Genomic DNA, 26,494 nt, shown 5'->3' on the forward strand with positions numbered 1-26,494 from the left:
GCCTTCAGTGCCGCGCCAGGCGCAGGGCGTTGCCGATCACCAGCAGCGAACTCGCCGCCATGCCCAGGCCGGCCAGCCAGGGCGGCATGTAGCCGGCCAGCGCGAGCGGCACGCTGACCACGTTGTAGGCCGCGGCCCAGGCCAGGTTCTGCCGCACGGTGCGCAGCGTGGCGCGCGCCTGGGTGAGGGTGTTGACCACGTCCATGACCTGGCCCCCCTGCACGATGAAGTCCGACTGCGACTGCGCCAGCGGTGCCGCGTGGCCGAGCGCGAAGGAGGTGTCGGCGCGCGCGAGCACGGGCCCGTCGTTGAGGCCGTCGCCCACCATCGCCACTTTCAGGCCACGCGCCTGCAGCGCCGCGATCTCGGCCAGTTTCTGCTCGGGCGAGGCGCCCGCGATCACGTGGTCCACGCCCACCACCTGGGCCACCTGCCGCGCGGCGGTCTCGCGGTCGCCCGACAGCAGCCAGGTGCGCACACCGAGCGCGCGCAGCGCGGCCACGGCGGCCACTGCGTCGTCGCGCAAACTTTCCTGCAGAACAAAGCTCGCGATCCAGCCGCGGGCGTCGCTCAGGTGAACGGCAGGCAGGTGCTCACCGGCCACCGAGGGCGGGAGGCCGCAGTACCCGGCCGAGCCCAGGCGCACCCAGCTTCCGTCGGGCCGCAAGGCCTGCATGCCCTGCCCTGCCCGCTCGGTATGCCCTGCCAGTGGAGCCAGGTCGGGCTGGCACGCCATGGCCTCGCGCGCGATCATCCGGGACACGGGGTGCAGCGAGCCTTCGGCGAGGGCGCCCGCCAGCGCCCACGCGTCCGAGAGGCTTGCACCTTCCCGGAGGGTGACCTTCTGCAGCGCCAGGCGGTCGTGCGTGAGCGTGCCGGTCTTGTCGAACACCACCGCGTCGATGCCCGCCAGCGCCTCGAAGGCCTGCAGCCGACGCACCAGCACGCCGCGCCGCGCCAGCGCGCCGGCCGAGGCCAGCATGGCCGTCGGCGTGGCCAGCGACAGCGCGCAGGGGCAGGTGACGATGAGCACGGCCACCGCCACCGCGAGGGCCTGCGTGTGGTCGATCTGCCACCAGTAGAAGCCGGCCACGGTGGCCGCGAGCAGCACGAAGACGAGGAAAGGCGCCGCGACGCGGTCGGCCAGCACGGCCAGGCGGGGCTTCTCGGTCGAGGCCCGTTCCATCAGCTGGACGATCTGCGCGAAGCGCGTGTCGGCGCCGAGGCGGTCGATGCGCACCCGCACCGGGCCGCCGAGGTTGAAGCTGCCGGCCACCACGCCCTGCCCTGCCTGGAGCGACAACGGGTGCGACTCGCCGGTCAGCAGGGCTTCGTCCACCACGGCCAGGCCATCGAGCAATTCACCGTCGGCCGGGAAGGCCTGGCCGGCCTGCACGCGCACGGTGTCGCCCACGCGCAGGCGGCGCAGCGAGACGGACTCATAGCCGCCGTCGGGCTTCTGCCGCTCGCAGACCTCGGGCAGCCGGTTCATGAGGCCGTCGAGCGCGCCGGCCGTGCGGTCGCGCGCCTTGTGCTCCAGGTAGCGCCCGCCCAGCAGGAAGAACACGAACATGGTCAGCGAGTCGAACCAGACCTCGGCGCCCCAGGGGCCGGTGGGGTCGAAGGTGGCGGCCGAGCTGACGAGGAAGGTCACGAGGATGCCGATGGACACCGGCGTGTCCATTCCCACGCGGCCGTGCTTCAGGTCGCGCCAGGCGCTGGCGAAGAAGGGGCCGCTGGCGAAGAACACCACGGGCAGGCTGATCACCCAGCTGGCCCAGCGCAGCAGCTGGTTGATGTCGGGCGGGATCTCGCCGGGCGCGGTCACGTACGCGGGCCACGCGTACATCATCACCTGCATCATGCAGAAGCCGGCCACGAAGAGGCGCCACAGCGCCTGGCGGGTTTCGCGCAGGCGTTCGCTGACCGAGAGCGCGTGCTGCATGGGCAGCAGGCGGTAGCCGGTGTCGCCCAGCGCGCGGGCCAGGCTGGAGAGGCGCGTGCGCGTCGGGTCCCAGCGCAGCGTGAGGCGCCGCGTGGCGGCGTGCACCTGGGCGCGTTGCACGCCGGGCAGGTGCTGCAGCACCGACTCGACCGTGTCGGCGCAGGCGGCGCAGTACATGCCCTGCACCACCAGCACGGATTCGGCACCGGCGCCCTCGCCATCGGGCGCGAGGGCGCGCGTGAAGGTCTCCTGTTCGACGGGGTCGTCCAGGACGGCGAAGTCGTCGGTGACCGTGAGGGAGCCGCGGTGGGTGCCCAGCCAGTCGGCGCGCGGTGGCGATGGCGTGGCCTCGCCTGCCGCAGGGGGCGGGACGGCGGGCGCGGGAGGGGCAGGCACGTGGCTTGCCACGAGCGCGGAGGCGGCCGGGTTCATGGTGGGAGCGTATTCCACGCCGTGCTTCGGGCCATTGACATAGGTCAACACCTGAGGCCCCTGCTTTGTTACCCTGAGGGTTCCGAGTTCAACCACACAAGGAGATCAACAATGTACAAGCGAATTCTCGTGGCGACCGATGGTTCGAAGCTGTCGCAGAAGGCGGTGGAGCATGGTCTGAATCTGGCCGATCTGACGGGTGCCGAGGTGGTGGCGCTCAAGGTGATTCCGCGTTACCCGCAAACCTATTTCGAGGGTGGTGTGGCGTTGGCGGCGGCCGAGGTGGCCCGCATCGAGAAACAATGGCAGGAAGAGGCGCTGGTGGCGGTGAATGCGGTGAAGTCGGCCGGGCAGTTGCGTGAGGTGAAGGTGAAGCCGGTGACGGTGAAGTCCGATCTGGTGGCCGAGGCGATCATCGCGGCGGCCAAGCGCAACAAGTGCGATCTGATCGTGATGGCTTCGCATGGGCGTCGGGGCATCAAGCGTCTTTTGCTGGGCAGTGAGACGCAGCAGGTGCTGACGCATTCGCACATTCCTGTGCTTGTTCTGCGCTGACGTTTTTTTGGGGTGATACCTCGCGGGAGTCAGGGGCAGCGGGCTCTGCTCCGCGGGTGTCCCCCGGCGGCTGGTGCCGCCGCCTCCTTTACCCCGCTGCGCAGAGCCCACTGCCCCTGACTCCGCAAAAGCATCGGCGGCCAACGTTCCGAACCACCCGCAGGTCCTCGGTGATCGGGGTGGCCGGCGCAGCGAAGTAAAGGAGGAGAACCGGCGAAGCCGGTTCGGGGGACATGAGCGGAGCCGGCCACCCCGATCACCGAGGACCGCTGTGGCCGGAGAAAACAGTCAGGCGAACAAGCCCTTGTACTGATCCCGAAGCAGGTTTTTCTGCACCTTCCCCATGGTGTTGCGCGGCAACTCCGCCACCACCACACAGCGCTTGGGAATCTTGAAGTTGGCCAGCCGCGCCTTGAGCGCGGACACCACCTCATCGGGCTTCACCGAAGCCCCGGGCTTGGTGATCACCACCGCCACCCCCACCTCGCCGAAGTCCGGGTGCGGCACACCCACCACCGCGCTCTCGGCCACGCCCGGCATCTCGTTGATGTAGCCCTCGATCTCGGCCGGGTAGACGTTGTACCCCCCGGAAATGATCAGGTCCTTGCTGCGCCCGACGATGCTCACATAGCCCCGCTCGTCGATGCGCCCCACATCGCCCGTCTTGAAGAACCCATCGGCGGTGAACTCCTCGGCCGTCTTCTCCGGCATGCGCCAATAACCCTTGAACACATTGGGCCCGCGCACCTGGATCGCACCGATCTCGCCCACCGGCACCGCCTTCGTGTCCTCGTCCACCACCCGCAACTCGTTGCCCGGCAGGGGAAAGCCCACGGTGCCGCCGCGCCGCTCGCTCTCGCCACCGAAGCGCGCGTCCGCCGCATAGGGGTTGGAGGTGATCATCACCGTCTCGCTCATGCCGTAGCGCTCCAGGATGGTGTGACCCGTGCGGGTCTTCCACTCCTCGAAGGTCTCGATCAGCAAGGGCGCGGAGCCCGAGATGAACAGGCGCATGTGGGCCACCTGCTGTTTCGTGAGGCCCGGTTCGGCGAGCAGGCGCACGTACAGCGTGGGCACACCCATGAACACCGTGGCGCGCGGGAACAGCTCCAGCACCGCGCGCGGCTCGAACTTGTTGAGCCACAACATCGGGCTGCCATTGATCAGCGCGCCGTGGATGCGCCACGAACAGGCCGTGCACGTGGAAGATCGGCAGCGCGTGGATCAGCACGTCGCCCGGTTTCCAGCCCCAGTATTCGCGCAGCACTTGCGCGTTGCTCAGCATGTTGCCGTGCGACAGCATCGCCCCTTTGCTGCGGCCGGTGGTGCCGCTGGTGTAGATGATCACGCCCAGGTCTTCGGCGCGGCTGTGCGCCGGGGTGTGCTCGGCGCTGTGGTGCGCGGCACGCTCCAGCAGGCTGCCGGTGCGGTCGTCGCCCAGCGTGAAGACGTGGCGCGTGCCGGCCTTGAAGGCGATCTTGGAGACCCAGCCGAAGTTGGCCGGGCTGCAGACCACCACGGCGGGTTCGGCGTTGCCGATGAAGTACTCGATCTCACCGGCCTGGTAGGCCGTGTTGAGCGGCAGGAACACGTGGCCCGCGCGCAAGGTGGCGAGGTACAGCACCAGGGCCTCGACCGACTTCTCCACCTGCACCGCGATGCGCGAGCCTTCGGGCAGCTTCATCGAATCGAGCAGGTTGGCCATCATGGCGCTGGCGCGGTCCAGGTCGCGCCAGGAGTAGCGCAGGCCGGCATGGGCGCCGCCCACCGTCTCCACGGCGGTGCTGTCCAGATCGGCGGGAAAGGCCGCGCGCAACGCGGCGTACAGGTTGTGGTTCATGGTGTGGGAACGCAACGGAGGAAAAGGGATTCAGAAAACGGGTTGGCGCTTGGCCAGGAAGGCGGCGATGCCTTCGCGGTGTTCGGCCTGGGCGGCGTAATGGTAGGCCTGCTCGACCACGGCCTGCACCGGCTGGCCCGCGCCGAGCGCGCGCAGGGTCTGCTTGTTCTGCCGCGCGGCCTGCGGCGCCAGGCGCGCGATGCGCTGCGCGCGGGCCTGCACTTCGGCGCTCAGCTCGGCATCGGGCCGCACCGCCTGCAGGAAACCGCGCGCCTTCATCTCGTGCGCATCGAGCACGGCGGCTTCCAGCAGCATCTCGCGCGCGGTCGCCAGGCCGGCCTCGCGCGCCACCAACTGGGCTTCGCGCGGGGCCATGGGAAAACCCAGGCGGGCGATGGGCGCGCCGAAGCGCGCGCCCTCGCCGGCCACGCGGATGTCGCAGCAGCTGGCGATCTCCACGCCCGCGCCCATGCAGTTGCCCTCGATCTGCGCCAGCAGCGGCAGGTCGCAGGCCAGCATGGCGCCCAGGCCGCCCCACACGTCGTTCTCGTGGAAGTCGCGCAGCGCGTCGGCATCGAAGCGAAAGCCCGGGTACTCGGCGATGTCGCCACCGGCGCAGAAGTGCCCGCCCTCGCCCGCCACGATCACGCCGCGCAACTCGGTGCGCGCCTGCAGCTCGGTGAAGACCGACTTCAGCTCGCGCCACATCGCGCGCGACATGGCGTTGAACTTGCCCGGGTGGGACAGCGTCACGCGCGCCAGCGCGTGATCGATGGCCAGGTGAACCCGGCCGCTCATTCGAGCGTGGCGCCCGAGGCCTTGACCACCTGCGCCCACTTCTGGATTTCGCCCTTGACGAAGGCATCGAACTGCGGGCCACTCACGTTGGCGAATTCCGCACCCTGGTTGGCCCAGACCGCTTTCGCTTCATCCGTGCTCACGGCCTTGCGGATTTCATCGATCGCGCCTTTCTGCGCGTCCGCCGGCGTGCCCTTGGGCGCCCACACGCCGTACCAGGTGGTCACGTTGTAGTCCGGCAGGCCCATCTCGGCCGCGCAGGGCACGTCCGGCAAGGCCGGGCTGCGCTGCTTGCCCGACACCATCAGTGCCTTGATGCGCCCGCCCTTGATGTGCGCGGCCGACGAGCCCAGGCCGTCGAACATCACGTCCACCTGGCCGGCGATCAGGTCGTTGAGCGCCGGGCCCGCGCCGCGGTAGGGAATGTGGGTGATGAAGGTCTTGGTCTGCTGCTTGAAGAGTTCGCCCGCGAGGTGGTGCGAGGTGCCGCTGCCGGCCGAGGCGTAGTTGAGCTTGCCCGGGTTGGCCTTGGCGATGGCGAGGAACTCCTTGAAGTTGGCGGAGGTCACGCGCTTGGGGTTGACCACCACCACCTGCGGCACGCTGGCCACCAGGATCAGCGGCACCAGGTCCTTGTCGATGTCGTAGTCGAGCTTGGGGTACATGCTGGGCGCGATGGCGTGGTGCACCGCGCCCATGAAGAGGGTGTAGCCGTCGGGCGCGGCCTTGGCCGCGATGCTGGCGCCCAGCGTGCCACCCGCACCGCCCCGGTTGTCGATCACCAGGCTCTTGCCCGAGAGCCGCGCGAACTGCGCGGCCATGGGCCGGGCAAACGCATCGGTGCCACCCCCTGCCGGGAACGGCACGATCAGGGTCACCGGCTTGGTGGGCCAGGTCGACTGGGCATGGCCCGCCGTGGCATAGAGGGTGGCGCCGGCCACGGCCGCGCGCAGGATGTCTCGTCGATTCAGGCTCTCGGTCATGCTGTTGTCTCCTTGTGGTTGAAATGGCGGCTTCAAAGATAGAGGTCCTTGATGGCCGCGGCTATCGGGATCTTTCCCTGCGCGAGCGAGGCGCGGTGCTTGTCCAGTCGCTTGAGATCGTAGAGGTAGTTCACCATCAGGCCGTAGGACTGTTTCAGCCCCTTGGCCGACGGATCGGCGGCCCAGTTCAGGCGCTCGACCCGCGCGCCGTTGCCCAGGTGGAAGCGCGCCACCGGGTCCAGCGGCTTGCCCTCGTTCAACTCGTCGCCCAGGTAACGCGCGGCCCAGCCCATGAGCGCGCGGCGCTCGGGCGCGTTTTCGGCCAGCTCGTCCACACGCTCCCAGGCCTTGAGCATCTCGGCCGGGGCGTTCTTCGTGAGCCAGCCGCGCAGGGCCGGAATGGGCGAGAGGGTGGCAAAGGTCTTGAGGCGGGGGAACTCCTGCTTGAGCGTCTCGACCACGCGCTTGATGAGCGAGTCCCCGAAGCTCACGCCCTTGAGGCCGGTCTGCGTGTTGCTGATCGAATAGAAGATGGCGGTGGTGGCCTTGCCCAGGTCGGCCGGCGCGGCCGCCTCGTCGAGCAGCGGCGTGATGCTGGCGGCGATCTCGTTCATCAGCGCCACCTCGACGAAGATCAGCGGCTCCTCGGGCAGGCGCGGGTGGAAGAAGCCGTAGCAGCGGCGGTCGCTGTCGAGCCGGTTCTTCACGTCGGCCCAGCTGCGGATGTCGTGCACCGCCTCGTACTTGATGAGCTTTTCCACCAGCGAGGCCGGCGAGTCCCAGGTGATGCGGCGCAGGTCGAGAAAGCCCACGTCGAACCAGGTGGAGAACATGTACTCCATCTCCACGTCCAGCGCGAACAGGCGCTTGTCGCTGCGCAGCTGCGGCTGCAGCTCGGCGCGCATGTCCACCAGGAAGCGCACGCCCTCGGGGTTGGCGCTGAAGCGCTGCAGCAGGCGGCGCCGGGGCGAGACGGTGGCGCGCCGGTAGAGCACCTCGGCCGCGGCCTCGTCGGGCGTGCCCACGGCGGCGGCGAACTGGGCCTGCGCCTTCTTGACGCGCTGGGGGTCGGCCACGAAGCGCTCGCTCATGAGCAGCCAGAGGTCGCGCCGGTGCGGCGGCGAAGCGCTGGCGTACCAGTCCATCATGGCCTGCGCGCGGCGCCCGCCCTCGACCTCGCTCACCAACGGGTCCACGATGGCCTGCAGGTCCCGGAGGGACTGGCGCAGCATGCGCGGCGACATGGCCTCTTCGTCCTGCCGCAAGGTGGCATCGAGCCGCTCCTGGGTCGAGCGTGGGCCAGCGGCTTTCGCCGTCGGGCGCAGAAGGGAGACGCCTTGCGCCAACCAGTCGGGTGGGGTCATGCCGAAAGCCTCGATGTCTGATTGCGGGCCAGTTCCCGCAAGGCCACGCGCTGTCGCGTGAGGTGGGTGCGCATGGCGGCTTCGGCGCCCTCGGCGTCGCGCGCCTTGAGCGCGGCGAACACCGCCATGTGCTCGGACAGGCTCTGGTCCAGCCGCCCCGGCGCGTGCAGCTGCTGCAGGCGCGCGAGCTTGACGATCTTGCGCAGGTCGCCGATCACCTGGGCCAGCCAGCGGTTGTTCGCCAGCGTGATGATGGCCTCGTGGATCTTGAAGTTGGCGTCGTAGTACTCGTTGATGAGCCGGGCCCGGGCGCTGCGGTTGAGCCGGTCGTGCAGTTGCTCCAGGGCCGCGAGGTCGGCATCGCTCGCGTTGTTCGCGGCCTCGAAGGCGCAACGCCCTTCGAGCAGCGCGATGACGGGAAAGATCTCGTCGAGATCGCGCTCGGTGACCTCGCTCACGAAACAGCCGCGGCGGGGTTCGTGCCGCACCAGGCCTTCGGCGGTCAGCACCTTCAGGGCTTCGCGCAGCGGCGTGCGCGAGATCGCCAGTTCCGCGCACAGCGCAGGTTCGTCGACGAAGCTGCCGGGGGCGAGCACCCCCGCGAAGATGCGCTCGCGCAGCTTCGTGCGCACTTCGTCATGCAGGGAGTTGAGCATCGGTCGTTTGCAAAATTATCTGTAATTACGCGTAATTCTAAGACCACCCATCCCGCCCCCGACACCCCGGACTTACCCGAAGTACCGCCGAGGCCGGGCATGGGCGGCTGCGGATCGGCATCCCGGGTTGCCAGCCATTTCGCCCATCGATGCAATCGAATGCCCGTCCCCATGCAAATCTTTGCATGCCGCCCTACTTCCTGTTTAAAAACAAGACCATTTGGTCAAAATACAAGACCCAATTACTTTGCATTGCCTGCGAAATACCTCACGGCAATTGCATCAAACCGAATTAATAGGCGGTGCAAACCCCTAACTTCCCTTCATTATCCAATCGCCCCGTCGATACGATTGCCAGATCGAAGCGAATCCGTCTGGAAATCACCTCAACGGGCTGAACACCGCGGAAACGCAGTACCACAGCGCGCTCTCGGGCCAACAACCCAAAGCGTGTAGGGAATGTTGGATTGCCTTTCCGGTGTCGCATCGGATTGGCTTTCATGCAAGGAGGTTGAATTATCGAAACCACCCATCTGCCCTCACCGATTAACCGCTCGGTGATGAAAACCAAGGGCCTCATTTCCAGCCGATCGGCAAGACCGATCAATTGATAGTCGATCCAAAGTTCTCAATCCAGTTTTCCCTACAGGAGTTCATCATGAAAGCAGCTATCACCCGTTTCCTGCGCGACGAAGAAGGCGCCACCGCAATCGAATACGGCATCATCGCCGGCCTGATGGCGGTCATCCTGCTCGCCGTTTTCAACAGCGACGCCGGCGTCAAGGGCACGCTGAACGCCATCTTTGCGCACGTGAAAACGGTGCGCCACCACCGGCGCGGCCACCCCCTGACCTCACCCCCTGGCCGAGGTTGCCCGCCATGAAACTGGTCCTGCTGCTCTGGCTGCTGATCGCCATCGTTCACGATGGCCTCGAGCGCCGGGTGCGCAACGGGCTGGTGCTGGCGGGCATCGCACTGGCGCTGGCCGCCCTGGCCCTGGACCTGCAGCCCTTCGGCCTGACTTGGCCGCAGGCCCTGCTGGGCGGTGCCACCGCGTTCGGCGGCCTGCTCTGTTTCTATGCCTTCGGACTCATGGGTGCGGGCGACGTCAAGTTCGCGGGCGCCCTGGGCCTGTGGGTGGGTCTGCAGCCGCTGCTGCCCATCTGGGTCGCCGCCAGCCTGCTGGCCGGGCTGCACGGCCTGCTCTGGCTCGCGCTGCAGCGCTGGCCCCTGGCGCCGCGCCTGGCGCTGGCGCTCTCGGGCCGGCCGCGTGGCACCGGGTCGCGCACACGCCCGATCCCCCTGGCGGCCTATCTCGCCGTCTCGACCATCGCCTTCATGGCCTGGCGCGCTGGCGGCTGAAGCGCCGCGGACACCGACCCATCCCTTCAAAGGCCCGACACCATGATCCGATTCACCCAAATCATCGCTGGCGTCCTGGTGTTGCTGGCGCTCCTGCTGATCGGCTATGCGTGGATGCTCAGCCGCAAACCACCCCCGCCGGTGGCCGCCCCGCAGCCGGTTGCGCAGCTCGCGCCGGCCGAGGCCACTTTCCCGGTGGTGGTGGCGCACCAAACCGCTGCCAGCGGGCCAGGCCATCGAAGCCGGCGCGCTGCGCGTGGCGCAACTTCCCATCAACCCGGCTGGCGCCTTCATGACGGTGGCCGAGGCGGTCGGCCGCGTGCCGGTGTTCGACCTGGGCACCGGCGCCCCGCTGCTCGAGAACCAGCTGGTGTCCGGCCTGGCCCTGCGCCTGGAGCCCGGCGAACGCGCCGTGGCCGTGAAGGCCGACGAGGTCATGGGCGTGGCGAACAGCGTGCGCCCGGGCGATTTCGTCGATGTGTTTTTCGCCCTCAAGGCCGACGGCCGGGACGTGGACCGCAGCCAGTCGCGCCTGCTGCTGGCGCGCAAGCGCGTGCTGGCCTTCGGCACGGCCTCGGTGGACGGCATGCCCACCAGCGGCGAGGGCCGCGGCAACCAGAAACCCCAGGCAGGCAACCAGCAACCCGCGCGCACCGCCGTGCTCGCCGTGCCGGTGGAAGACGTCAACCGGCTCGCATTGGGCGAGGCCAACGGCCGCCTGCTGCTGGCGCTGCGCCACCCGAACGACACCGCCGAACCCGATCCCACCCTGTTCGCCGAGCTGCAGACCGCCTTGCAGCCGGCCCGCCGCAGCGGCGGCGCGCTCACCGGCATGGACCGCGCGCTCGCCGGCCTGACCACCCAGGACCTCGCGGCCGGTGGCGGCGCGGCGGGCACCCGCCGGCCGGCACAGCCGGGCGCCGCGCCCCGCGCGGTGCTGGCGACCGCGGCCCCCACGGGCCACGAGGTCGAGATCATCCGCGGCGACCGCCGCGACACCGTGCGCTATTGAGACCACGCGCGTCAACCCACCAGGTGCTCCGCATGATGTTCAAGCCCACACCCCGCTCCCTTCCCCGGCCGTCGCGCTGGCCCCGCCTGGCGCTGCTGGCCGGCCTGTTGATCACCGCCACCTCGGGTGGCCTGTTCGCGCAACCGGCGAGCGACGCATCGGCCAGCGCGAGCACCGACCGGCTCCTGCGGCTGACCGCGGGCACGCAGCAGGAACTGGTGATCGACAAGGGTGTGGACCGCATCGCCATCGCCAACGAGCAGGTCGCCTCGGTCATGGTCACGCGCAAGGCGCGCGCGGCATCGGGTGCACCGGGCGCCCGCCTCATCATCACCGGCAAGGCCCCGGGCAGCACCTCGCTGCTGGTGTGGGAGCGGGGCAGCGACGCCGCCACCACCTACACCCTGCACGTGCAGCGCGACGGCGCGGTGCTGCAAGGCGCCTTCCCGACGGCCGCCGAGCACCAGCAGGCGCGCGAGGCGGCCCTGGCGCAGCAGCCCGACAAGGCACCGCTGGCCGACCGCTCCACCCTGAGCGTGAAAAGCCAGACCGTGCAGGTCGAAGTCAAGATCGTGGAATTCAACAAGCGCGTGCTCAAACAGGCCGGGCTGAACATCTTCAGCACCGCACCGAACAAGCACGGCTTCAGCTTCGGCGTGTTCTCGCCCAGCTCGCTCCAGTCCTTCGGGTTCGAGCGCGACGGTGTGATCAAAGGCGAGATAACCTCGCCTCTCGCGCAGGCCTTCGGCCTGCTGCTGAGCTTCGGCAAGGCCAACATCGGCGTGAACCTGGGCCTGCTCGAAGGCAACGGCCTGGCCCGCGTGCTGGCCGAACCCACGCTGGTCGCGCTCTCGGGCCAGAGCGCGAACTTCCTCGCCGGGGGCGAGATTCCGGTGCCCGTGGCGCAAGGCCTGGGCACCACCAGCATCGAATACAAGCCCTTCGGCATCGGACTGACCGTCTCGCCCACCGTGCTGTCCAACCAGCGCATCGTGCTCAAGGTGGCGCCCGAGGCCAGCGACCTCGACTACACCAACGCCGTCACGCTCAGCGGTGTCGCCGTGCCCGCGATCACCACGCGCCGCGCCGACACCACGGTCGAACTCGGCGACGGCGAAAGCTTCGTGATCGGCGGCCTGGTCAGCCGCACCACCACCTCCAGCGTGGACAAGGTGCCCATGCTCGGCGACCTGCCGGTGCTGGGCACGATGTTCAAGCGCCAGGACTACCAGCAGAACGAACGCGAGCTGGTGATCGTGGTCACGCCCCACCTCGTCAAGCCGCTCGCACAGGGCACCCAGGTGGATGCGGCCCTGCCCGGTCGCACCGAGCAGCGCGACCCCGCCTTCTGGCGCGGTTTCCTCGTGGGCAACGGCGCCGACGACGCCCTGCCCGGTTTTTCCCGGTGACGCCCGGCCACCCGCCATGAGCACCATGCCCACCCCCCTGCACACCACGGTCCAGAGCCGCAACGTCTACCTGTACGCGTCGGACAACGGCGAACACACAGGCTGGCTGAACGCGGCCTTGGGGCACCTCGGCCAGGTCACGGTGGTCACGCTCGACGAAGCCGCGCTGGGCGAACGCATCGCCACGGCCCAGCCCCGCACCCTGTTCCTGGACTTCTCGGGCGCCCAGGCCCTGCGCAGCACGCGCCTGGCCACCGCCCTGCGGCGCGACTGGCCGGAGCTGCTGCTGATCGGCACCGGCCACGCGAACGAAACCAACACCACGCTCGCCGCCCTGCGCGCGGGCGTGGACGACTTCCTCGACCTCGACGGCCCGACCACCGAGGTGCTGGCGGTGCTGCAGGACCTGATGGCGCGGCGCCAGGGCCAGCGCTCACCGCAGGCCAAGGGCCGCAGCATCGCCCTGCTCGGCGCGCGCGTCGGCCTGGGCGTCAGCACGCTGGCCTGCAACCTCGCCGCGATGCTGCAGGAGCAGCGCGCGGCCGCCCTGGCCCGCGTGCCCGGGCGCGTGGTCCACCGCCAGGGCGTGGCCCTGCTCGACCTGGGGCTGCCCGCGCGCGACGCCCTGCTCTACCTCGGGCTCAAGAGCGAGTTCAGCTTCGTGGACGGCGTGCACAACCTGCACCGCCTGGACCCGACCCTGCTGCAGACCGCGCTGGTGCAGCACGCCAGCGGCGCGGCGGTGCTGCCCCTGCCGGCCAGCCTGGCGCAGATCCGCGAGATCTCGCACGCCGAGTCGGTCTCGCTGGTCCAGCGCCTGACCGATTTCTTCGACGTGCAGATCGCCGACCTCGGCGGCTTCTCGTCGATCGACTTCGTGGCCCAGGTCGCGCGCAACGCCGACCAGGTCTGGGTGGTCTGCGACCAGAGCATCGGCGGCATCGTCTCCACCGCCTCGCTGCTGCGCGAACTGCGCGAGCACGACGTCAACATGCAGCGGCTCTCGCTGGTGGTCAACAAGTTCGAGCCGTTCGTGAACCTGCCCGCGCTGGACATCGCCCACCAGCTCGGCCTGCCCTTGAGCCACGTGCTGCCGGCGCGCGCCAGCGCCCTGCTGGCGGCCTCGTGCCAGGGCCAGCTGCTGGCGCGATCCGCGCGCAACGACCCCTACGTGCAGGCGGTCGGCCAGATGGTGCGCGGCCTGCTGCCGTGGATCGATGGCAGCGCGCCGCCCGACGGCGGCGAGCCCCCACCGTGGACGCCGCGCGTGGCGCAGATGCTCAACAAGTGGATCCACCGGAGGTAACAGGCCATGACGAACCACGTCGAGTTTTCCGACAACCAGCAGGCCTTCCTGAACTCCAACGAGTTCCAGACCGTCAAGACCTTCATCCACGAACACCTGCTCAACCGCATCGAGGAACTCGGAGCCGAGTTCGGGCGCTGGTCGCGCAGCTCGGTGCAGCAATTCGTCAACCTCGAATGCGAGAGCCAGGTGCGCCTGCACCGCGTGCCGATCAACGCGCGCGAAACCCAACTGCTCGCCGATGCCCTCACCAAGGAATTCGCCGGCTTCGGCCCGCTGGAAGACCTGTTGAACGACCCGAGCGTGGAGGACATCCTCATCAACGGCAGCAAGCTGGTCTACGTATCGCGCCGCGGCATGCTGCAGAAGGAGCACGTGGCCTTCACCGACAACGAGCACCTGATGCGCATCATCCGCCGCATCCTCGCGCCCATCGGCCGCCGGCTCGACGAGTCCAACCCCATGGTCGACGCGCGCCTGAGCGACGGCGGCCGCATCAACGTGGTGATCGAGCCCCTGGTGATCAACGGCCCGGCGGTGTCAATCCGCAAGTTCCGCAAGGACCCGCTGAGCCCCGAGGAGCTGTTCGAGCTCGGCACCTTCGACCAGGCCATGGGCCACCTGCTGGAGATGGCGGTGCGCTCGCGCTGCAACATCCTGGTCAGCGGCGGCACCAGCTCGGGCAAGACCTCGCTGCTCAACGCGCTGGCCAACTTCGCGCCCGACACCGAGCGCGTGGTCACCATCGAGGACACCGCCGAACTCGCCCTCAACCACCCGCACGTGGTGCGGCTGGAGAGCCGCCCCGGCGGCTACGACGGCTCGGGCAGCGTGGCGATCCGCGACCTGCTGCGCAACAGCCTGCGCATGCGGCCCGACCGCATCATCGTGGGCGAGGTGCGTGGCGGCGAGGTGATCGAAATGCTGCAGGCCATGAACACCGGGCACGACGGCTCCATGGGCACCATCCACGCCAGTTCGCCGCGCGAATGCCTGTACCGCCTGGAGATGCTCGCGGGCTTCGGGGGTTACCAGGGCAGCGAACTCAGCCTGCGCCGCCAGATCGCCAACGCGATCGACTTCATCGTGCAGATCGGCCGCCTGCCCAACGGCACGCGCCGCATCCTCTCCATCAGCGAGATCACCGGCCTGAACGACAGCGTGGTCGCGATGCAGGAGCTGTTCCGCCACGAACCGGTGACGCAGCCCGATGGCCAGGAGGGCGATCGCTGGATCGCCATGGGCGTGGTGCCGCACTCCCCCAAGATCGCGCGCCTGCGCCAGAGCCTGCAGGCCCAGCTCACGGAGCACGGCCATGCCTGAACGCAGCGCCGTCGCCCTCGCCGTGGCCCTGCTGCTGGCCGCCGTCGGCGTGCTGCTGTGGGCCGCTTCGGTGCGGCGCCAGCGCCGCCAGCTGGCCCAGCGCCACCTGGCCGACCGCATCGACCCGGTGGCCGCCAACCCGCTGCCCTCGGGTTCGCTTCGGTTTGGCGCGCCCCCACCGGTGGTGCCGCTGCCCTCCTCGACCACCGCCCGCAAGCCCGCCGTGCGCCTGCCGGGCTGGCTGCTGGGCGCGGTGCCGCCCGGCGCGCTGCTGGGCGGGCTGGCCGCCACCACCGTCTCGGTCGGCGTCACCGCGCTGAGCTCGGGCGCCGTGAGCGCGCTGGGCCTGCTCGCGGTGCTGCTCATCGGTGGCGCCTTCTTCATCTGGCTTCGGGTGCAGCGCATGCGGCGCCAGATCATCCGGCAACTGCCCGGCTTTCTCGACGTGATCGTGCGCCTGATCGTGATGGGCCACTCCACCCAGGCCGCGTTCCAGACCGCCGTCGCGCACCACCAAGCAGCCGCTGCGCGGCCACATGGACAACGCCATGGGCCTGATCAAGGCCGGCGTGAACATCGACCAGGCGCTGCTGCAGATCGCGCGCAAGGTGCACATCGAAGAGATCTTCCTGCTGGCCTCCATCCTCGGCCTGGGCATGCGCTACGGCGGCCGATCCGATGTGCTGCTCGAACGCGTCGCCCACTTCATGCGCGACCACGAGGAGGCCGAACAGGAGCTGGTGGCGATGTCGGCCGAAACGCGCTTCTCGGCCTGGATCCTGGGTCTGCTGCCGGTGGTGGTCGGGGGGGCGATCGTCACCACCAACGGCGACTACTTCGCGCGCATGTGGAGCGATCCCACGGGGCAGGCCATGGTGTTCGGCGCCATCGGCCTGCAGGCATTCGGCGCGCTGCTGCTCTACCGGCTGGCGCGGCTGTCCTGATCCGAGGCAACCCACCATGAGCGCCCTGCCCCTGTCCATCCTGGCCGTGCTGCTGCTGGCCCTGGCCCTGGCGATGGCCGCCGGCCTGCTGCTGCACCAGCACGCGCAGCGCCAGACCACGGCGCAGGTCATCCAGCGGGCCCTGGGCGAGAACGCCACACCGGCCCATGCCCTGCCCGACGAACTGGCCTTCCTGCAAGGCAGCCACTGGCCCGCGCGCTGGCTGGAAAGCCGCCTGGGCCGGCTGCTCGTGGCCGATGAAGACCGCCGCCTCATCCAGCAATGCGGCCTGCCGCCGGTGCGCGCCCAGCTCACCCTGCTGATCTCGCGCGCCGTGCTGGCGCTGGGCCTGCCCGTGCTGGTCCACCTGGCCTGGGGCCATTCGGGCAACGCCTTGTTGTGGTCCGCGGCGGCCTTCGCCGTCGGCTTCATGGGCCCCAAGTGGCTGCTCAAGCACCGCGCCGGCCAGCGCCGCGAGCGCGTGGCGCACGAACTGCCCCTGTTCGTGGACATGCTGGGCCTGCTGCAGAGCGTGGGCCTGAGCCTGGACCAGAGCCTGCAGGTGATCGCCAGCGACTTCCAGCACGTGCTGCCGGTGCTCGGCGCGGAAGTGGCGCAGGCCAACCGCCAGTACAGCCAGGGCCGCACGCGCGAGCAGGCCTACCAGCGCATGGCCGGACTGCACGACAACCAGCACCTGATGGACTTCGTCGCCCTGATCAACCAGGTCGACAAACACGGCGGTGCCATCCAGGAACCGATCCGCCAGTTCAGCGAGCGCCTGCGCGTGCACCGCAAGGCCGGCATGAAGGCGCTTATCGGAAAGATCACCGTGAAGATGACCGTCGTGATGGTCACCACCCTCCTGCCCGCGCTGGTGATCATCACCGCGGGTCCCGGTTTCCTCGCCATCATCCGCTCCGTCGGGAGCATGACCGGATCATGAACACCACCGCCTCCACCCGCCTCTCTTCGCTCGGCCGCGCCTGCGGCAGCCTGCTGCTCGGTGCCGGCGCCCTGGCGCTGGGCGCCTGCGCCTCGCTGCCCGACGCGGCGCAGCTCGAAGCCGCGCAGGCCGCCGCCCGCGAACCCACGCTGGACAACCGGCCCACCTACCTGTCGCTGGTGCGCCAGATGCAGGGCAACGGCATGTGGTTCGCCTCGCTCGCCCACATCGACGCGCTGGAGCAGCGCTGGGGGGTCAGTTCCGAAACCCGCCTGCTGCGCGCCGACGCCCTGCGCCAGACCGGCCAGCCCGCGCCCAGCGCGGCGCTGTACGACAAGCTGCTCGACACCCCCGAGCGCGCCGCCGCCTACCGGGGCCTGGGCCTGCTCGCCGGCGCCAGCGACGACTACACGCGCGCGGCCGAGATGTTCGAGCGCGCGCGCCAGGTGCTGCCGGCCGACGGCCTGCTGCTCAGCGACCTGGGTTACGCCCTGCTGCGCGCGCAGCGCTTCGACGCCGCGCGCCTGCCGGTGCAACAGGCCGCGCAGCTGCTGCCCACCCACCCCAGGGTGCGCAGCAACCTCGCGCTGTACCTGCTCACGCAGGGCCAGACCGAGCAGGCCCGCCAGGTGATGGACGAAGCCCGCTTCAGCGGCGCCACGCGCCAGGCGATCGAACAACTGGCCCAGGAACTCGCGCCGCAACGCCCGCAGGCGGGCACCCTGGCGGTGCAGACCGGCCTGCGGTTGAGCCCGATGCTCGCCACGCCCCCGGCCCTGCGCGACGCCCTGATCTCTCACGCTGTCACACCCTCAGGAGGTTCCATGAAAACAAGAACGCACCACCCACACCCGCTGCGATGCCTGGCCCTGTGGGCCGCGCTCGCGGTGGCGCCGCCGCTGTGGGCGCAATCGGCCCCGGCGCCAGCCACCCCGGCCGCGCCTTCCGCGCGCGTGGGGGACGCCACCCACGAGCTGCTGCAGCGCCAGCGCGAGGGGCGCGAGACCTCGGCCACGCCACGGCCCATCGACGGTGCGGTGGCCGAGGCCAGCCACCAGCGCTACATGAAGAGCTTCGAGCAGCCACTGCCGGTCTGGTTCGGTTCGCGGCTGCAGACCAAGTAAGGCCAGCGGTTCACGGCCATGCGCCCGGCCCAGGCCCTCCTTCGCCGACACCGGCGCCAGCGCGGTGTGTACGCCATCGAGTACGCCATGGCCTTCCTGCTCTTCTTCGGCGTGGTCTATTCGATCGTCTGCTACAGCATCCTGTTCACCTTCCGCTTCGGGCTGCAGAACGCGGCCGAAGACGGCGCGCGCGCGGCCCTGCGGCACCAGAACAGCCTGGCCGCGCGGCAGCTCAAGGCACAGCAGGTGGCCGAAGACCGCTCCCTGGGCTGGAAGCCCACGGCCGCGGTGCTCACCATCCCGCTGCCCGAGGTCTGCCAGACCGCCACCGGCACCTGCCTGCAGCCCGCCGGCACACTGCCCTGCGGCACCTCGTGGGCGCTGCGCTGCCAGGTGAGCGTCACCGTGCGGCTGGGCGACCTGCACCAGGTGCTGCCACCCTTCCCGTCCTTTGCCCTGCCCAACGAACTGGTGGGCCGGGCCAGCGTGCTGCTCGACGGGAGCGCGCTGTGAACCGCCGGCAGCGCGGCGTGGCGGCGATCGAATTCGCCTTCGTGCTGCTGGGCCTGCTGCTGGCGTTCTACGGCATCGCCACCTTCGGCGTCGTGCTCTACACACAGCAGGCCTTGTCGCGCGCGGCGGCGGACGGTGCGCGCGCGGCGCAGATGTTTCCCCAGTTGCGCACCGCCACCGGCCCCGAGCTCGCCACGGCCAAGTCGCACATCGAGAGCGTGGTCTGGGACTCGCTGAGCGGCTCGGTGATCGTGCCGCTGGCGCACAGCAACACGCCGGCCACGCGCCGCGCCTGGCTCACGCAGACCGCGAGCGTGAACGTCGCCACCCCCAACACCACGCTCACCGTGACGGTGTCCTTCCCCTACACCGCCGGCCGCCTGCTGCCCTGGGTGCCGCTGCTCGACACCAGCCAGTGGCTGCCCGGCACGCTCACCAGCCGCGCCATCGCCGCGCTCTGACCATGTCACGCCGCCAGTCCGGTTCGATCGTCATCAACACGGCCATCGCGCTCAGCCTGATCGTGATCGCGCTCGTGGGCACCGAACTGGGCTACCTGTTTTTCATGAAGCGCGAGCTGCAGAAGACGGCCGACCTGGCGGCCATCGCCGGCGCCTCGGCCGTGCTGCCGGCCGATTGCACCGCGGCCCGCGCGGCGGCTCTCACCAACGCCGGCCAGAACCTCGCCGGCTTCACGCCCGTGGTGGCCTGCGGCCGCTGGGACCCGGCGCAGGGCACGGAACGCCACTTCACCGCTGGTCAGACCGCCTTCAACGCCATGCACGTGGTGATCGAAGGCACGCCACCGCCCCTGCTCGCCTTCTTTCCGGGCGAGCGCAGCCTGCGGGCCGAAGCGATCGCCGCCGCCACCGACCCGCTGGCTTCGTTCTCGGTGGGCAGCACCCTGCTGCGCACCGGAGACTCGGTGCTGGGCGACCTGCTCAAGGGCATCGGGCTCGACCTCACCGGCACCTCGCTGGTGGGTTACGACGGCCTGGCGCAGGTGCAGATCACCCCCGCCGGGCTGCTGCAAGCCCTGGGCATCCCGGTCGCCACCGACATCGGCGTGGGCGAACTCAACACCCTGCTCGCGGCCGAGACCGTGCAGCTGGGGCCGTTGCTCAACGCCATCGTCACGGCCGGTGGGCAGGACACGCTGCTGGCGAGCAACGCCGCGCTGCTCAACGCCGTGCGCAACCCGCCTGGGCGTGCCCAACCTGGAAGTGCAGCTCGGCAGCCTGGCCAGCGGGCCCTCGGGCCTGTTCGCCGAGATCATCGCCCCCGGCGCCAACGCCGCCTCGGCGCTCAACGTGGGCGTGAACGCGCTGGACCTGCTGTACTCGGCCATCGGTGTGCGCAACGCAGAAGCACGCGGTGGCCGTCAACGGCCTGAGCCTGGCCGGCCTGGTGAGCGCGAAGACCGTGCTGATCGAGCCGCCCTCCGTGGCCATCGGCGGCGTGGGCGCCACGGCCTACACCGCCCAGTTGCGCACCTGGATCGAGATCAGCACCAGCAACCTGCCGGTGATCAACCAGTTCGCGCAGATCAAGCTGCCCATCATGGTCGACCTGGTCAACGGCCGGGGCACGCTCACCGAGATGTGCACACCCGCGCTGCGCAAACCCGACGGCACGGAGCGCGCATCCATCGCGGTGAACGCCTCCATCGTCAAGGTCTGCGTGGGCCGGCCGGGCGCCAACCCGGCCAATGAAAATGAAATCTTCTCCACCAGCGCGAGCTGCGACCAGAACCTGGCCGACGAAGACCTGCTGCGCCTGGGCCTGGGGCCCGTGAACCTGGTGAGCCTGCGCACGCACCTCAAGATGGACGCGCTGCCGCTGCAGGCGAGCGTGACCCTGGCGGCTGGCGAAACCGGCACGGTGGGCAACGACCTGCTGCTGGGCAGCACCGTCAAGAACATCACCGACGCGCTGCTGCGCACCCTGCTGGTGGAAACGCTCGATCGGGGGCCGGCCCTGACCCTGGCGCAGCGCCAGGCCTCAGCGCAGAACCTGTGGAACGCGCAAGGCGCGGCCTGCGGGCAGCCGGGCCTGCCGCGTGACCCGCCTGACCAACGTCAAGGCCGGCATCGAGAACACCACCAACGGCCTCGGTGGATTCCTGGGCGGACTGAGCAGCGACGTGCTGGCCCTGCTGAGCCACACCCTGACACTCAACCTGCAAGGCCTGCTGACCGGGGTGGGCAACCTGGTCGGCGGGCTGCTGACCAGCGTGGGCGACATCCTGGGGGCCGTGCTCGGCGGCGTGATCGGAGGTTGCAGCGCGCTCATCGGCTCCAACGACGCGGCCTGCGTCAACGAGATCGCCAACAGCCTGAACGGCAACTCGTCCGGCGGCGGCGATAGCGTGCCCAACGCCATCACCGCGCTCACGGGCTACCTGCTGCAGGTGCTGCGGCCCTTGCTCGACGGCATCGGGAGCAGCGTGCTCACCCCCATCCTGCACGACGTGCTGGGCCTGCACCTGGGCCAGATCGACGTGCACCTGCGGACCCTCAACTGCCAGGCGCGCGCGCACCTCGTGTATTGACCGACCGTTCAGGTCTTGCGCTGACCGAACCACCACCACATGAACGCGCCGGCCAGAATCATGGGCACGCACAGCCACTGGCCCATGCTCATGCCCAGCGAGAGCAGGCCCAGGTGGGCGTCGGGCTCACGGAAGAACTCGGCGATGAAACGGAACACGCCGTAGCCGAACAGGAACACGGCCGACACCTGGCCACGCGCATGCTCCTTGCGCGCGTAGAACCACAGCAGCACGAACAGCAGCAGGCCTTCGAGCAGGAACTGGTACACCTGCGAGGGGTGGCGCGGCAGATCGCCCGCGCCGCGGAACACCATGCCCCAGGGCAGCGAGGGGTCGGCCACGCGGCCCCAGAGCTCGCCATTGATGAAGTTGCCCAGGCGCCCCGCGGCCAGGCCCGTGGGCACGCAGGGCGCCACGAAGTCCATCACCTGCATGAAGGGCCGCCGGCGGCTGCGCGCGTACCAGACCATGGCCAGCATCACGCCCAGCAGGCCGCCGTGGAAGCTCATGCCGCCCTGCCACACCGCGAAGATCTCCAATGGGTTGGCGAGGTAGTACGCGGGTTTGTAGAACAGGCAGTAGCCGATGCGCCCGCCGGCCACCACGCCCAGCACGCCGAGGAACAGGATGTCCTCCACGTCGCGGCGCGTCCAGGGCGGCTGGGTCACGCTGGCGAACGGGGGATGGCGCAGGCGCGCGTTGGCCAGCAGCAGGAACAGGCCGAAGGCCAGCAGGTAGGTCAGGCCATACCAGTGGATGGCCAGCGGGCCGATCTGGAGGGCGACGGGGTCGATCTGGGGATGTTGAAGCATGGTTCTATTGTGGTCCAGCTTGTGTGCGGGCGAATTCGATGAAGTGGGCCAGCGCCGGCGTGACCGCGTCGGCGCGCCAGACCAGGCTGGTCTCGCACGCCGGCGCGGCCCGCCCCCGCGAGGGCCTGGGGCTGCGGTAGACCACGCCAGGGCGCTGGAACTGCCGCACGCTCTGCGGCACCCAGGCCAGCCCCAGCCCGGCCGACACCAGGTTGACGATGGTCTGCATCTGGATCGCCTCCTGCGCCACCTGCGGCGCGCGCCCCGCCGCGTGGTACAGCGCGAAGATGGCGTCGTGCAAGGTCGGCAGGATGCGCCGCGGAAAGATCACCAGCGGCTCGGCCAGCAGCGCCGCCAACCCCGGGTGGTCCCGCGCGGCCAGCGGGTGCGACTCGGGCAGCGCGACCACGAAGGGCTCGCTGGCGATGCGCGCGTGCGCCAGGCCCGGCGCCTGGAACCCCGGGGAATGCAGCACCATGCCCGCGTCCACCTCGCCCCGCGCGAGCAGCTCCAGCTGCACGTCGCCCGTGGCCTCGATCAGCTCCAGCGCCACCTGCGGCCAGCGCTGGCGAAAGGCGCGCACCCAGCGCGGCAGCAATTCGAATCCCACGGTGGATACGAAGGCCAGCCGCAACCGGCCCAGTTCACCCGCGGCGGCCGCGCGCGCCAGCTCGGGCAGCGCCTGCGCCCGGCCCAGCAGGTCGCGCACCTCGGGCAGCAAGGCCCGGCCCGCGGGCGTGAGCGCCACGCTGCGCTTGGTGCGGTCGAACAGGCGCACGCCCAGCGCCTGCTCCAGCCCCGCAATGGCCTGGGTGAGCGGCGGCTGCGTCATGTGCAGGCGCGCGGCGGCCCGGCCGAAGTGCAGCTCTTCGGCCAGCGCCGCGAATTGGCGCCACTGGCGCAATTCAATGCGCAGCGTTTTCATGGCATCACTCATATGTCCAGCATATTAATGGAAGCCGCCAAAGCAATTGGAAACGGCCGCCGGCCTGACGCATACTTCCCGCACCCTCCCCACGAAGAGACCTCCATGGCCGACAACAAAACCATCTCCATCAAGCCCATCAACAGCCGCAGCGCCAACATCACGCAAGGCAAGTCGCGCGCGCCCAACCGCTCCATGTACTACGCCATGGGCTACGAGGAAAGCGACTTCAAGAAGCCCATGGTGGGCGTGCGCAAACGGCCACAGCACCATCACCCCCTGCAACAGCGGCCTGCAGAAGCTGGCCGACGCGGCGGTGGCCGGCATCGAGGAAGCCGGCGGCAACGCCCAGATCTTCGGCACGCCCACCATCTCCGACGGCATGGCCATGGGCACCGAAGGCATGAAGTACTCGCTGGTCAGCCGCGAGGTGATCTCCGACTGCATCGAGACCTGCGTGCAGGGCCAGTGGATGGACGGCGTGGTCGTGGTCGGCGGCTGCGACAAGAACATGCCCGGCGGCATGATGGGCATGCTGCGCGCCAACGTGCCGGCCATCTACGTGTACGGCGGCACCATCCTGCCCGGCCGCTACAAGGGCCAGGACCTCAACATCGTCAGCGTGTTCGAGGCCGTGGGCCAGAACGCCGCCGGCAACCTGAGCGACGAAGACCTGCGCGAGATCGAGATGCGCGCCATCCCCGGCTCCGGCTCGTGCGGCGGCATGTACACCGCCAACACCATGTCCTCGTCCTTCGAGGCCCTGGGCCTGTCGCTGGCGTACTCCAGCACCATGGCCAACCCGCACGACGAGAAGCAGAACTCGGCCAAGGAATCGGCCAAGGTGCTGATCGAGGCGATCAAGAAGGACATCAAGCCGCGCGACATCGTGACCAAGAAGTCGCTGGAAAACGCCGTGGCCGTGATCATCGCCGACCGGCGGCTCCACCAACGCGGTGCTGCACTTCCTGGCCATCGCGCACGCGGCCGGCGTGGAATGGTCCATCGACGATTTCGAGCGCATCCGCAAGAAGACCCCCGTGCTGTGCGACCTCAAGCCCTCGGGCAAGTACCTCGCGGTCGACCTGCACCAGGCCGGCGGCATCCCGCAGGTCATGAAGGTGCTGCTCAAGGCCGGCCTGCTGCACGGCGACTGCCTCACCATCACCGGCCAGACCGTGGCCGAGGTGCTCAAGGACGTGCCCGATGCGCCGCGCGCCGACCAGGACGTGATCCGCCCCATCGACAACCCCATGTACGCGGAAGGCCACCTGGCCATCCTCAAGGGCAACCTGTCGCCCGAAGGCGCGGTGGCCAAGATCACCGGTCTGAAGAACCCCGTCATCACCGGCCCGGCGCGCGTGTTCGACGACGAACAGTCCGCGCTCCAGGCGATCCTGGACGGCAAGATCGTCGCGGGCGACGTGATGGTGCTGCGCTACCTGGGCCCCAAGGGCGGCCCCGGCATGCCCGAGATGCTCGCCCCCACCGGTGCGCTGATCGGCGCGGGCCTGGGCGAGAGCGTGGGCCTGATCACCGACGGCCGCTTCTCCGGCGGCACCTGGGGCATGGTGGTGGGCCACGTGGCGCCCGAAGCCGCCGCAGGTGGCACGATCGCCTTCGTGAAGGAAGGCGACTCCATCACCATCGATGCCCACCAACTGGTGCTGGAACTCAACGTGCCCGAAGCGGAGATCGCCAAGCGCCGTGAAGGCTGGACGCCCCCGGCACCGCGCTACACGCGCGGCGTGCAGGCCAAGTTCGCGTTCAACGCGGCCAGCGCCAGCAAGGGCGCCGTGCTCGACAACTACTGATCCGCCCGCGCGGATCGGTCAGCGCGAGCGGCGCTTGGGCTTGATGCCCAGCGCCTCGCGCTGCTTGTCGATGCGGTCCTTCTTCTTCTGATCCATCTTCTCCATCGCCTTGCGCTTGGTGTAGCCGGTGGCGTCGGCCCAGGCCCACCAGGCCACGGCCAGGGCGAACGGCGACAGCACCCACCACCAGGACCATTCGGCCACCACGCCGAACTCCAGGTACTTCAACAACGACAGCACGACGCCTGCGATCAGCAAATACATCACAAACTCCGGTAAAGGCCCCGTGAAGCGGGCAAGAAACTGTAAGCGTTCGTTTCTGGGCGGGTGCGGCTCGGTAGAATCGATCGCGTGACACTCTCCCGCATTCATCGACAAGGACACCCCATGAAACGCGCTCTCCTGATTATGGCCGCCATGACGACGCTGGCCGCTCCGGCCATCGCCGACGAAGCCCTCGCCAAGAGCAAGAACTGCATGGCCTGCCATGCCGTGGACAAGAAGCTGGTGGGCCCCTCCTACAAGGACGTGGCCAAGAAGTATGCGGGCGACGCCAAGGCCGTGGACGCGCTGGCCGCCAAGATCGTCAAGGGCTCCGAAGTGGGCAAGGGCAACTGGGGCGCTGTGCCCATGCCGCCCAACCCGCAGGTCAGCGAAGCCGAGGCCAAGAAGCTGGCGGCCTGGGTGCTGAGCATCAAGTAAGCCACCTGCCTGCTCGCCCACAAAAAAACCCCGCTGGAGTCCAGCGGGTTTTTTGTTGCCGGTAGCGGTGGACTCAGTCCACGATGCCCACGTGCAGGAAGCCGGCCTGCGCCGAGCTGCGCGCGCCAATCAGCAGTTCGATGCGCGTCGAACGCATCGTGAAGAAAGTGTTGGGCGCTTGGGTGGCCGAGTAGATGCCGATCGATCTCTGGGGAACCCAGCCACCCAGGGTCAAGTCCAGCAGTTGGAGCCCCGCATCGGTCATGGACATTTTGTACTCGGTCGAGGTCGCGTTGGTCACATCGAGCGTGCCGTTGGTGGACCACCCGGTGCTGGTGAACGTCGTGGCGCCAGCGACCGTGGGAACACCGATGGTGAGCACCTGGGATCCATCCCCCGGCGAGGTGCCGGCGCTCAGATAAATCTTCTCGCCATCCACTTCGGCCACGCTGAAGCGGCCCTGAGACGTGCCCGTGACGGGATCCTTCATCTGCCACATCCCAGCCTGGGCGTCGGCCTCGACGTCGAAGGTGAGCAGACTGGCCGGAGGACAGTGGGCGACCTGGTAGATCGTGGCATCGGTGCAAAAACTGATCACGGTGCCGCTGCCCGATATCGCGAACTGCGAAATGGCCGATTGGCGACCGCCGCCCACCAAGTGTTGAATGTAGGCGCGGTCGTAGACGCCATCCAGGCTGCCTTGCGTGAGCACGAAGGCGCGGGTGCGCAACGAAGGGGTAGACCGCATACGTCGCAGGTGCGGCGAACGGCACCGCGAATGGGAAGCCGCCCACAATGCTGTCCCCGACGCTGCGCAGGGAGGACGTGTTGGTGCCGACGATGCGGCTGCTCTGCACCGTCCAGTTCTTGGCGGGCGCCACGGGCGCGGTCAGCGTGCCCGAGGTTGTGGTGCCGACCGCATCTGTCATCGTGTAGGCGGCCTCGTCGTAGTCGATGCTGAGCTTCTGGCGCGAGCCGTTGGCGGCGAACACGGTGTAGTCGCCGCTGCGGGAGTCACGGGGCTGCACCAGGAAATCCACCGTTTTCGTGCGGCCACCCGAGGCGCTGGCCGTGAGCTTGTAGGCGCCGGACAGCACCGCGCTGGGGTTCTTGAACCGCGAAACCCACCGCGAGGTGCCCGTCTCCACGTCGGTGCGGGTCACGCCGCTCCCGCTGTC

Annotated in this window: 26 protein-coding genes and 2 pseudogenes; 17 read left to right on the forward strand and 11 right to left on the reverse strand. The window is 69.3% G+C overall.

What is annotated here, in order from left to right:
* Positions 1-4: 4 nt before the first annotated feature.
* Positions 5-2,377 carry a heavy metal translocating P-type ATPase gene (locus tag ACFJI0_RS12500; protein ID WP_382325248.1) on the reverse strand — a complete coding sequence of 791 codons (2,373 nt, stop codon included), beginning with the start codon at positions 2,375-2,377 and terminating at the stop codon, positions 5-7.
* Positions 2,378-2,488: 111 nt separating this feature from the next.
* Between ACFJI0_RS12500 and ACFJI0_RS12505 the strand changes: the two genes are divergently transcribed.
* Positions 2,489-2,932, forward strand: a complete 444-nt coding sequence (locus tag ACFJI0_RS12505) for a universal stress protein (RefSeq protein ID WP_291118227.1) — start codon at positions 2,489-2,491, stop codon at positions 2,930-2,932.
* A gap of 288 nt (positions 2,933-3,220) precedes the next feature.
* Here the strand turns inward: ACFJI0_RS12505 and ACFJI0_RS12510 are convergent.
* From ACFJI0_RS12510 to ACFJI0_RS12530, 5 genes and pseudogenes are all read right to left on the reverse strand, one after another.
* A pseudogene (locus ACFJI0_RS12510) lies at positions 3,221-4,772 on the reverse strand (malonyl-CoA synthase).
* 30 nt (positions 4,773-4,802) lie between these two features.
* Positions 4,803-5,570 (reverse strand): enoyl-CoA hydratase/isomerase family protein, encoded by a 768-nt coding sequence (locus tag ACFJI0_RS12515; RefSeq protein WP_382325250.1) that lies wholly within the window; start codon positions 5,568-5,570, stop codon positions 4,803-4,805.
* Entirely contained in the window at positions 5,567-6,553 is a 987-nt protein-coding gene (locus ACFJI0_RS12520; protein ID WP_382325253.1) for a Bug family tripartite tricarboxylate transporter substrate binding protein, read from the reverse strand. The genes ACFJI0_RS12515 and ACFJI0_RS12520 overlap by 4 nt, the downstream gene beginning before the upstream one ends.
* A 32-nt stretch (positions 6,554-6,585) precedes the next feature.
* Entirely contained in the window at positions 6,586-7,917 is a 1,332-nt protein-coding gene (locus ACFJI0_RS12525; protein ID WP_382157302.1) for a malonyl-CoA decarboxylase domain-containing protein, read from the reverse strand.
* The gene (locus ACFJI0_RS12530; RefSeq protein WP_382325255.1) at positions 7,914-8,573 is read right to left on the reverse strand and encodes a GntR family transcriptional regulator; all 660 of its coding nucleotides are present in this window, start codon (positions 8,571-8,573) and stop codon (positions 7,914-7,916) included. Before ACFJI0_RS12530 ends, ACFJI0_RS12525 begins: the two co-directional genes overlap by 4 nt.
* A 658-nt stretch (positions 8,574-9,231) precedes the next feature.
* On the opposite strand from ACFJI0_RS12530, the gene ACFJI0_RS12535 reads away from it, so the two are divergent.
* The 6 genes from ACFJI0_RS12535 (at position 9,232) to ACFJI0_RS12560 (ending at position 14,985) form a co-directional block, all read left to right on the forward strand.
* On the forward strand, positions 9,232-9,456 hold the full coding sequence (locus ACFJI0_RS12535; RefSeq protein ID WP_382325257.1) for a Flp family type IVb pilin: 225 nt from the start codon (positions 9,232-9,234) through the stop codon (positions 9,454-9,456).
* Positions 9,453-9,935 (forward strand): prepilin peptidase, encoded by a 483-nt coding sequence (locus ACFJI0_RS12540; RefSeq protein ID WP_382325259.1) that lies wholly within the window; start codon positions 9,453-9,455, stop codon positions 9,933-9,935. Before ACFJI0_RS12535 ends, ACFJI0_RS12540 begins: the two co-directional genes overlap by 4 nt.
* Before the next feature lie 106 nt (positions 9,936-10,041).
* Positions 10,042-10,947: a Flp pilus assembly protein CpaB gene (gene cpaB, locus ACFJI0_RS12545; protein ID WP_382325260.1), complete on the forward strand. Its 906-nt coding sequence runs from the start codon at positions 10,042-10,044 to the stop codon at positions 10,945-10,947.
* Between the two features lie 32 nt (positions 10,948-10,979).
* Positions 10,980-12,356, forward strand: coding sequence for a type II and III secretion system protein family protein (locus ACFJI0_RS12550; protein ID WP_382325262.1), 1,377 nt, complete (start codon positions 10,980-10,982; stop codon positions 12,354-12,356).
* 16 nt (positions 12,357-12,372) lie between these two features.
* Complete coding sequence (locus ACFJI0_RS12555) at positions 12,373-13,662, forward strand: CpaE family protein (protein WP_382325264.1); 1,290 nt, start codon at positions 12,373-12,375, stop codon at positions 13,660-13,662.
* Positions 13,663-13,668: 6 nt separating this feature from the next.
* Entirely contained in the window at positions 13,669-14,985 is a 1,317-nt protein-coding gene (locus tag ACFJI0_RS12560) for a CpaF family protein (protein WP_382325266.1), read from the forward strand.
* Here the strand turns inward: ACFJI0_RS12560 and ACFJI0_RS12565 are convergent.
* Entirely contained in the window at positions 14,963-15,535 is a 573-nt protein-coding gene (locus tag ACFJI0_RS12565; protein WP_382325268.1) for a hypothetical protein, read from the reverse strand. The two genes, ACFJI0_RS12560 and ACFJI0_RS12565, sit on opposite strands and share 23 nt — an antisense overlap.
* On the opposite strand from ACFJI0_RS12565, the gene ACFJI0_RS12570 reads away from it, so the two are divergent.
* From ACFJI0_RS12570 to ACFJI0_RS12605, 8 genes are read left to right on the forward strand one after another with little or no spacing between them, the layout of a single operon-like run.
* Complete coding sequence (locus ACFJI0_RS12570) at positions 15,534-15,929, forward strand: type II secretion system F family protein (RefSeq protein WP_382325269.1); 396 nt, start codon at positions 15,534-15,536, stop codon at positions 15,927-15,929. The two genes, ACFJI0_RS12565 and ACFJI0_RS12570, sit on opposite strands and share 2 nt — an antisense overlap.
* 16 nt (positions 15,930-15,945) lie before the next feature.
* A complete protein-coding gene (locus ACFJI0_RS12575; protein WP_382325271.1) occupies positions 15,946-16,875 on the forward strand; it encodes a type II secretion system F family protein in 930 nt (309 codons plus the stop codon).
* Complete coding sequence (locus ACFJI0_RS12580; protein ID WP_382325273.1) at positions 16,872-17,999, forward strand: DUF3613 domain-containing protein; 1,128 nt, start codon at positions 16,872-16,874, stop codon at positions 17,997-17,999. Before ACFJI0_RS12575 ends, ACFJI0_RS12580 begins: the two co-directional genes overlap by 4 nt.
* Before the next feature lie 18 nt (positions 18,000-18,017).
* Positions 18,018-18,512, forward strand: a complete 495-nt coding sequence (locus tag ACFJI0_RS12585; RefSeq protein ID WP_382325275.1) for a TadE/TadG family type IV pilus assembly protein — start codon at positions 18,018-18,020, stop codon at positions 18,510-18,512.
* Positions 18,509-18,973 carry a TadE/TadG family type IV pilus assembly protein gene (locus ACFJI0_RS12590; protein ID WP_382325277.1) on the forward strand — a complete coding sequence of 155 codons (465 nt, stop codon included), beginning with the start codon at positions 18,509-18,511 and terminating at the stop codon, positions 18,971-18,973. Before ACFJI0_RS12585 ends, ACFJI0_RS12590 begins: the two co-directional genes overlap by 4 nt.
* A gap of 2 nt (positions 18,974-18,975) precedes the next feature.
* Complete coding sequence (locus ACFJI0_RS12595) at positions 18,976-19,905, forward strand: TadG family pilus assembly protein (RefSeq protein WP_382325279.1); 930 nt, start codon at positions 18,976-18,978, stop codon at positions 19,903-19,905.
* Positions 19,887-20,879 (forward strand): hypothetical protein, encoded by a 993-nt coding sequence (locus ACFJI0_RS12600; protein ID WP_382325281.1) that lies wholly within the window; start codon positions 19,887-19,889, stop codon positions 20,877-20,879. Before ACFJI0_RS12595 ends, ACFJI0_RS12600 begins: the two co-directional genes overlap by 19 nt.
* A 1-nt stretch (position 20,880) precedes the next feature.
* Positions 20,881-21,063 (forward strand): hypothetical protein, encoded by a 183-nt coding sequence (locus tag ACFJI0_RS12605; protein WP_382325283.1) that lies wholly within the window; start codon positions 20,881-20,883, stop codon positions 21,061-21,063.
* Positions 21,064-21,071: 8 nt separating this feature from the next.
* Here the strand turns inward: ACFJI0_RS12605 and lgt are convergent, their stop codons facing one another.
* Together lgt and ACFJI0_RS12615 are read right to left on the reverse strand one after the other, a co-directional pair.
* Positions 21,072-21,875 carry a prolipoprotein diacylglyceryl transferase gene (lgt, locus tag ACFJI0_RS12610; RefSeq protein WP_382325285.1) on the reverse strand — a complete coding sequence of 268 codons (804 nt, stop codon included), beginning with the start codon at positions 21,873-21,875 and terminating at the stop codon, positions 21,072-21,074.
* Between the two features lie 4 nt (positions 21,876-21,879).
* Positions 21,880-22,800 carry a LysR family transcriptional regulator gene (locus ACFJI0_RS12615; protein WP_382325287.1) on the reverse strand — a complete coding sequence of 307 codons (921 nt, stop codon included), beginning with the start codon at positions 22,798-22,800 and terminating at the stop codon, positions 21,880-21,882.
* A gap of 105 nt (positions 22,801-22,905) precedes the next feature.
* On the opposite strand from ACFJI0_RS12615, the pseudogene ilvD reads away from it, so the two are divergent.
* Positions 22,906-24,614 (forward strand): annotated as a pseudogene (gene ilvD / locus ACFJI0_RS12620) (dihydroxy-acid dehydratase).
* 18 nt (positions 24,615-24,632) lie between these two features.
* On the opposite strand, the gene ACFJI0_RS12625 reads toward ilvD, so the two are convergent.
* Positions 24,633-24,878, reverse strand: coding sequence for a TIGR04438 family Trp-rich protein (locus ACFJI0_RS12625; RefSeq protein WP_382325289.1), 246 nt, complete (start codon positions 24,876-24,878; stop codon positions 24,633-24,635).
* 123 nt (positions 24,879-25,001) lie between these two features.
* On the opposite strand from ACFJI0_RS12625, the gene ACFJI0_RS12630 reads away from it, so the two are divergent.
* Positions 25,002-25,316, forward strand: a complete 315-nt coding sequence (locus ACFJI0_RS12630; protein ID WP_291118289.1) for a c-type cytochrome — start codon at positions 25,002-25,004, stop codon at positions 25,314-25,316.
* 73 nt (positions 25,317-25,389) lie between these two features.
* Here the strand turns inward: ACFJI0_RS12630 and ACFJI0_RS12635 are convergent, their stop codons facing one another.
* The gene (locus tag ACFJI0_RS12635; RefSeq protein WP_382325291.1) at positions 25,390-26,046 is read right to left on the reverse strand and encodes a hypothetical protein; all 657 of its coding nucleotides are present in this window, start codon (positions 26,044-26,046) and stop codon (positions 25,390-25,392) included.
* Positions 26,047-26,494: the final 448 nt, after the last annotated feature.

The organism is Hydrogenophaga sp. UC242_53, assembly GCF_042696965.1.
Lineage (GTDB): Bacteria > Pseudomonadota > Gammaproteobacteria > Burkholderiales > Burkholderiaceae_C > Hydrogenophaga.